Annotated in this window: 6 protein-coding genes and 1 pseudogene; 3 read left to right on the top strand and 4 right to left on the bottom strand. The window is 65.4% G+C overall.

Annotated elements, in window-relative coordinates; all coding sequences use genetic code 11:
- Positions 1–161: 161 nt before the first annotated feature.
- Entirely contained in the window at positions 162–1,028 is an 867-nt protein-coding gene (locus AWB68_RS17225; protein WP_374729580.1) for an NAD-dependent protein deacetylase, read from the bottom strand.
- Positions 1,029–1,153: 125 nt separating this feature from the next.
- Here AWB68_RS17225 and AWB68_RS17220 point away from each other — a divergent pair, with 125 nt between their 5' ends.
- A complete protein-coding gene (locus AWB68_RS17220) occupies positions 1,154–2,164 on the top strand; it encodes a zinc-binding alcohol dehydrogenase family protein (RefSeq protein WP_087645557.1) in 1,011 nt (336 codons plus the stop codon).
- 16 nt (positions 2,165–2,180) lie between these two features.
- Here AWB68_RS17220 and AWB68_RS17215 read toward each other — a convergent pair whose 3' ends face one another.
- Together AWB68_RS17215 and AWB68_RS51420 are read right to left on the bottom strand one after the other, a co-directional pair.
- Positions 2,181–2,579: a GFA family protein gene (locus AWB68_RS17215; protein WP_087645556.1), complete on the bottom strand. Its 399-nt coding sequence runs from the start codon at positions 2,577–2,579 to the stop codon at positions 2,181–2,183.
- Positions 2,580–2,826: 247 nt separating this feature from the next.
- The gene (locus AWB68_RS51420) at positions 2,827–3,294 is read right to left on the bottom strand and encodes a hypothetical protein (protein ID WP_374729581.1); all 468 of its coding nucleotides are present in this window, start codon (positions 3,292–3,294) and stop codon (positions 2,827–2,829) included.
- Between AWB68_RS51420 and AWB68_RS17210 the strand changes: the two are divergent.
- Positions 3,227–4,885: pseudogene (locus AWB68_RS17210) on the top strand (pyrrolo-quinoline quinone); the annotation flags it as partial. The gene AWB68_RS51420 and the pseudogene AWB68_RS17210 sit on opposite strands and share 68 nt — an antisense overlap.
- 21 nt (positions 4,886–4,906) lie before the next feature.
- On the opposite strand, the gene AWB68_RS17205 reads toward AWB68_RS17210, so the two are convergent.
- Positions 4,907–5,662, bottom strand: coding sequence for a DeoR/GlpR family DNA-binding transcription regulator (locus AWB68_RS17205; protein ID WP_087645554.1), 756 nt, complete (start codon positions 5,660–5,662; stop codon positions 4,907–4,909).
- Between the two features lie 117 nt (positions 5,663–5,779).
- Between AWB68_RS17205 and AWB68_RS17200 the strand changes: the two genes are divergently transcribed.
- Positions 5,780–6,370: an NUDIX domain-containing protein gene (locus AWB68_RS17200; protein ID WP_087645553.1), complete on the top strand. Its 591-nt coding sequence runs from the start codon at positions 5,780–5,782 to the stop codon at positions 6,368–6,370.
- The last annotated feature ends 16 nt before the right edge of the window (positions 6,371–6,386 follow it).

Below are 6,386 nucleotides of genomic sequence, written 5' to 3'. Positions count from 1 at the left end.
TCGCGCTTGACCTTTAATACAGTTGCTTTCTTTGCAGCAGCAAAGAAAGTGAGTCCCGCCCCGGACAGGGGCAGAGCTAATAAACTAAAAACAAAACAAGTTCCATAGGAGCACAAGCGCATCAAACGGCGTAAACCACACCCCACCCCCACCCCACCCCCCTACCCCACAATCTCCCGCGCATCCAACCCCTCGACGAGGGCCTCAAGCGCCACCCCGCACGGTTGTTCGACCTTCAGCGCCAGCAAATGATCAGCCCGCGTCCGCCCGATATTGATCGCGGCAATCGGCTTCCCCGCGCGCCGCGCCCATTCACAAAACCGATACCCCGAATAAACCATCAGCGACGACCCCACCACGAGCATCGCATCGGCGGCCGCGAGCGCCTCTGCCGCATCGTCCACCAGCACCCGCGGCACGCCCTCGCCGAAAAACACGACATCCGGTTTCAGCACGCCACCGCACCGCGTGCAAGCGGGCACGTCGAAGGCGCCGAAGTCGAGGTCCTCGATATGCGCGTCGCCATCCGGCACGGCGGGCGCGGTAAGGCCCGCGAACGTCGGGTTGGCCGCTTCGAGCATGCGTTGCACCTCGGCGCGCGCGTGCTGCGCCCCACAGCCGATACACCTGACACGCCCGATATTGCCATGCAGTTCGATCACGTCGGCATTGCCGGCACGCGTGTGCAAACCGTCGACGTTCTGCGTGACGAGACGCTGGATCCGTCCGCGCGAAGCGAGCGCGCGCACCGCGTGATGCGCCGCGTTCGGCTTGGCACCCGCGACGACCGGCCAGCCGATCAGGCTGCGCGCCCAGTAACGCTGCCGGGCGTAATCGGACTTCAAAAAGTCCTGCAGCAGGATCGGCGAACGCCCGGTGCGCTGCCCTTCGCGGTCGCGGTAGCACGGAATGCCCGAGTCGGTGCTGATGCCCGCGCCGGACAGCACGAAGAGCCGCGGATACCGCTCGACGAAATCAAGAATGTCGTTCACTGCCAACGCCTTTTTCCTGCCGCGATGCTGCAATATAAGTCGAACGGCGGCGTAGCGCTTGCGGCACCACCGGCCTTACCAATTATATAAGTAGATAAACTGGCTTGACCAAAGCACGGTCGACCGCTAGATTTGTCGCTGCCCACCATACCGAGACGAACATGCTGACTGTCATCTGCGAAAGGCCCGGCACGCTGCGCGCCGAACAACGCGACAAGCCGCAACGCGGCGCGAACGAAGTGCTGTTGCGCGTGAAGCGCGTCGGCGTCTGCGGCACCGACCTGCATATCTTCACCGGCAACCAGCCATTCCTCGCATATCCGCGCGTGATGGGGCACGAGTTGTCGGGGGTGGTCGAGGAAGCCGATGCCGGCAGCGGACTCGCGGCCGGCGACCACGTCTACGTGATGCCCTACCTGTCGTGCGGCAAATGCATCGCTTGCCGGCAAGGCAAGACCAACTGCTGCGTGAACATCCAGGTGCTCGGCGTGCATCGCGATGGTGCATTCACCGAGTATCTCAGCCTGCCCGCGCAATTCGTCCACAAGGCCGAGGGCGTCTCGCTCGATCAGGCGGCGATGGTCGAATTCCTCGCGATCGGCGCCCACGCCGTGCGCCGCGCCGACGTGCAGCCGGGCCAGCGCGTGCTCGTGGTCGGCACGGGTCCGATCGGCATGGCGGCGCTCACCTTTGCGCGTCTGCGGGGCGCGACGGTCACGGCACTCGACACGCGTGAAGACCGCCTCGCGTTCTGCCGCCGCGAACTGAAGGCGCACGCGACGGTGCTGATCGGCGAGCGCGACAAGGACGAACTCGCGCGCCTCACCGACGGCGAATTCTTCGACGTCGTATTCGACGCCACCGGCAACGCCCGCGCGATGGAGCGCGGCTTCGAATTCATCGCGCACGGCGGCAAGTACGTGCTGGTGTCGATCGTGCCGGAGCGCATCTCGTTCGCCGATCCCGAGTTCCACAAGCGCGAAGCGACGCTGATCGCGAGCCGCAACGCGACGCCCGAGGACTTCGAGACCGTGCTCGCCGCGATGCGTGCGGGTGAAGTGCCGAGCGCGGCGCTCAACACGCACCGTTTGCAACTTGCGGACGTTCCGTCGCAGTTCGAGCGGCTGCTCGATCCGCGGGCGGGCGTGGTGAAGGCCATCGTCGAGTGCTGAACCGGGGTTCGGCCGGTCAGGGCGCGGCCTCGCTATATTGCGGCCGTCCTTGTGCGTCGTGCCACGGTTCCCGGTGTTTGCTCCATATCTCGAAGGCCGGCGGGTAGAGGCCGATCTCGTCGAAAAGACCCGTCGGGATTTCGACTTCCGGCACACCGTCGAAGACGAGATACACCGGCGATCCGCACACCGGGCAATGATGCCGGTGTCCGGTCGCCGAGCTTTGCCATGCGCGTGTCGCGCCGAGGAATTCCACCGTGTCGCGGGGGAAGATCGCGTACACGCCGAAAGGCGCGCCGTGGATTCTGCGGCACGTAAGGCAGTGGCAAAGATTGACCTCCAGCGGGTCCGCGCTCACTCGAAAGCGCACCGCGCCGCATGCGCAGCCGCCTTCGTGCATCGGCTGTCGATTCATTCGCTCGCTCCTTTTCGATCGTTCGATCGGCTGACGATTCGTGCTCGTCTTTTCCGTTGATGATGGCATGCGCATAACCGGGCGGTACCGTGGTTTCGTGGCTTCGCGCATGCATCTTCTACATTCTGCACCGCGCGATTTTTCTTTCGGATACCCTGCAATCGTGCCGCTACACGAATGCGTGTCGGGCGCCTTTCTTGCTCTCAGCTTAATCCGCAGCGGCGTAGTCCCGTCGCGCTGCAATGCCTCACGCCTCGATGCGCGCAAGGCACATCGCACAAACGTCCGGGACTCGCCCACGGCTGGAGGCTCCCATGCAACCGCTGCCCTCGAAAGCTGTCGCCGCTACTGGCAAAGCCGTCCGTGCTCGCGGACCCTGGACGAATCTCCTGTTGCAGGCGCTGGTCGCAACGTGTTGCGTGGCATGCGGCGGCGGAAGTGGCAGCAGCAGCGACAGCGCGACGACCACGTCAGCCAGCCCGGCTTCCGGCAGCGGCAGCGCAAGCGGCTCGGGGACAAATTCAGGCAGCGGCACGGGCTCCGGCACGAACACGGCCTCCGGGACGGGCACCGGCACAGGCTCCGGCACGAATACCGGCTCCGGCACAAACACCGGCTCCGGCACAAACACCGGCTCCGGTACGAACACAGCCTCCGGCACCGGCACAGGCTCCGGCACAAACACCGGATCGGGCACGAACACAGGCTCCAGCACGAACACCGGCTCCGGCACCAACACCGGCTCGGGAAGCACCGGCGGTACGGGCACCGTACTAACACCCAGCGTCGCGAAAACCTATCCCACCGACGCCCTGACGCACCACAACGATCTCATGCGCAGCGGCCAGATGCTCGCCGAGACCACGCTCACGCTATCGAACGTGAACTCGACGACCTTCGGCAAGCTGCGCGTCCTCCCCGCCGACGGCAAGGTGGACGCCCAACCGCTCTTCGTCACGAGCCTGTCGATCGGCGGCGCGGCGCACAACGTCGTCTATGTGGCGACCGAGCACGGCACCCTCTACGCCTACGACGCCGACAACGGCGCGCAACTCTGGAAGATCTCGCTGCTCGGCGCCGGAGAGACACCGACGCAGACCGGCTGCGCAGACTTCGCGCCGGAGATCGGCATCACGTCGACGCCGGTCATCGACCGGACGCGCGGGCCGAATGGCGCGCTGTACGTGGTCGCGATGAGCTCGGACAGCGGCGGCGCGGTTCATCACCGATTCCACGCGATCGACCTCGCGACCGGCGCAGAACTGTTCGGCGGACCGACCGAGATCGCGGCGCACTATGCGGGCAACGGCAGCGAAGGCGCGAATGGCACGCTCACGTTCGATCCGAGCCTGCACACCGAGCGCGCCGCGCTCACGCTCGTCAATGGCAACGTCTACATGGGCTGGACCGCGCACTGCATGGCCGGTTCGTACAACGGCTGGGTGATGTCCTACAGCGCCGATACGCTCCAGCAGACCGGCGTGTTCGTCGTCACGCCGAACGGCTCGCAGGGATCGGTCTGGATGGCGGGTTCCGGCATGGCCTCCGACGGTACGTCGATCTGGTTGATCGACGGCAGCTACGGCACCTTCACGCCCACGCTCAACGCGCAGGGTTTTCCGGTCGACGGCAATCTCGGCAACGCGTTCATGAAGATGTCGCTGGCGCCGAACCTGGCCGTCACCGACTATTTCGCGACGATGAACAACGTCATGCAGTCCACCGACGACGAGGACTTCGGCTCGGGCGGCCCGCTGCTGCTGCCCGACCAGGTGATGGCGGACGGCACCGTGAAGCATCTCGCCGTGGGCGCGGGCAAGGACAACAAGATCTACGTCGTCGATCGCGACTCGATGGGCAAGTTCAACCCGAACTTCAACACCAACTGGCAGACCCTGATCGGCACGCTCGCGGGCGGCGTCTGGGGGTCGGCGGCGTACTACAACGGCGTGGTCTATTACGGCGGCATGGGCGACAGCCTCAAGTCCCTGCCGATCACCAACGCGCAACTCGCGACCACCGCCGCCACGCACAGCGCGACCACCTTCCCCTACCCCGGCGCCACGCCGGCGATCTCGGCGAACGGCACGGCCAACGGCATCGTGTGGGCGCTGGAGAACGGCACGATTGGCGCGCTGCATGCCTACGACGCGAGCAACCTCGGGCGCGAACTCTACAACAGCAACCAGGCCGGCTCGCGCGACCAATGGGGACCGGGCAACAAGTTCATCACGCCGATGATCGCAGCGGGCAAGGTATTCGTCGGCACGCAGACGGGCGTCGCGGTGTTCGGCCTTTTGCAGTGACGATTTGATCTCGATGCGGGCTCACGCCCGCACGATCGTCACGCCGGTGGCGGCAAGCGGATCGGTGAGCGCGGCCGGCGTATTGCGCTCGACGACGATCGTGCTCGCCATCGCGATCTCGCCGATGCGGTACTGCGACGCCGCATTGAGCTTGTCCGACGATGCGAGCACGACCGTTTCGGCGGCGTGCGCGGCGAGCGCGCGCTTCATGTAGGCCTCTTCGAGATCGCCGGTCGACAAGCCGGCGCTCGCATGCACGCCCGTCACGCCCATGAAGAAGAGGTCGGCCCGGATGTGCGACAACGCTTCCAGGGCCGCCGCGCCGACCGTCACGATCGAATGCTTGTAGAGCCGTCCGCCGATCACGATGATCTCGATCGACGGATGGTCCACCAGTTCGACCGCGATGCTCGGACTGTGCGTGACCACGGTCGCGCGCAAGTCGCGCGGCAAGTAGCGCGCGAGTTGCACGGCGGTCGTCCCACCATCGACGATCACCACTTGCCCCTCCGTGACCATGCCCGCCGCGGCCTTCGCGACCGCGCGCTTGGCCGTCGATTCGATCGACTGGCGATGCGCGAAATCGGCCGTCGCGGGCGATGCCGGCAGCGCGCCACCGTGCACGCGCTGCAGCAGTCCTTCGGACGCCATCTCGCGCAAGTCGCGCCGCAGGGTGTCCTCCGATACGCCGAATCCCTCGGCAAGCGATTTCGCGAGCACCTGCCCGTCGCGCGCGAGCGCTTCGAGGATGGCGTTCTTTCTCTGGGTCGTCAGCATCGCCGTCTCGCTTCGTTGGCCGGGCAGGTCTGAAATGCACGTTGCACGAAATTTCTTGTTTTTGCACGAATCTGCACGATACCATGTACGGACGCTTTTTTCCAACGGGAGACGGACATGGCGACACCCACAGCGGAGCGCGTGCGAATCATCGAGTCGAAAGTGCTTTCCGACGACTGGTACGTGCTGAAGAAGACCACCTTCGAATTTCTGCGCCGCGACAATGTCTGGCAGCGGCAAAGCCGCGAGACCTACGACCGCGGCAACGGCGCGACCATCCTGCTGATCGATCCGGCGCGCGAAACCGTCGTGCTGACGCGCCAGTTCCGGCTGCCCGTCTTCGTCAACGGCCACGACGGCATGCTGATCGAAACGCCGGCGGGCTTGCTCGACGAAGCGTCGCCGGAGGAACGGATCCGCGCGGAACTGGAGGAGGAAACGGGATATCGCGTGCGCGACGTGGAGAAAGTGTTCGAGGCGTTCATGAGCCCCGGATCGGTGACGGAAAAGCTGTACTTCTTCGTCGCCCACTACGACTCGGCCTCGCGCGTCGCGGCGGGCGGCGGGGTCGCGTCGGAGGGCGAGGACATCGAAGTGATCGAACTGCCGCTCGGACAGGCGCTGGCGATGGTCGAGCGCGGCGAGATCGTCGACGGCAAGACCATCATGCTGCTTCAGTTTCTCGCGCTGCGCCTCGCCAGACGCTGAGACGGTGAGACGCTGA

Source organism: Caballeronia choica (assembly GCF_001544535.1).
Lineage (GTDB): Bacteria > Pseudomonadota > Gammaproteobacteria > Burkholderiales > Burkholderiaceae > Caballeronia > Caballeronia choica.
This window is presented reverse-complemented; position numbering and strand designations above follow the sequence as displayed.

Excerpts from the sequence above, each read along its gene's own strand:
- AWB68_RS17200 (WP_087645553.1), top strand. The coding sequence starts at position 5,780 with ATGGCGACACCCACAGCGGAGCGCGTGCGAATCATCGAGTCGAAAGTG.
- AWB68_RS17220 (WP_087645557.1), top strand. The coding sequence starts at position 1,154 with ATGCTGACTGTCATCTGCGAAAGGCCCGGCACGCTGCGCGCCGAACAA.
- AWB68_RS17215 (WP_087645556.1), bottom strand. The coding sequence starts at position 2,579 with ATGAATCGACAGCCGATGCACGAAGGCGGCTGCGCATGCGGCGCGGTG.
- AWB68_RS17205 (WP_087645554.1), bottom strand. The coding sequence starts at position 5,662 with ATGCTGACGACCCAGAGAAAGAACGCCATCCTCGAAGCGCTCGCGCGC.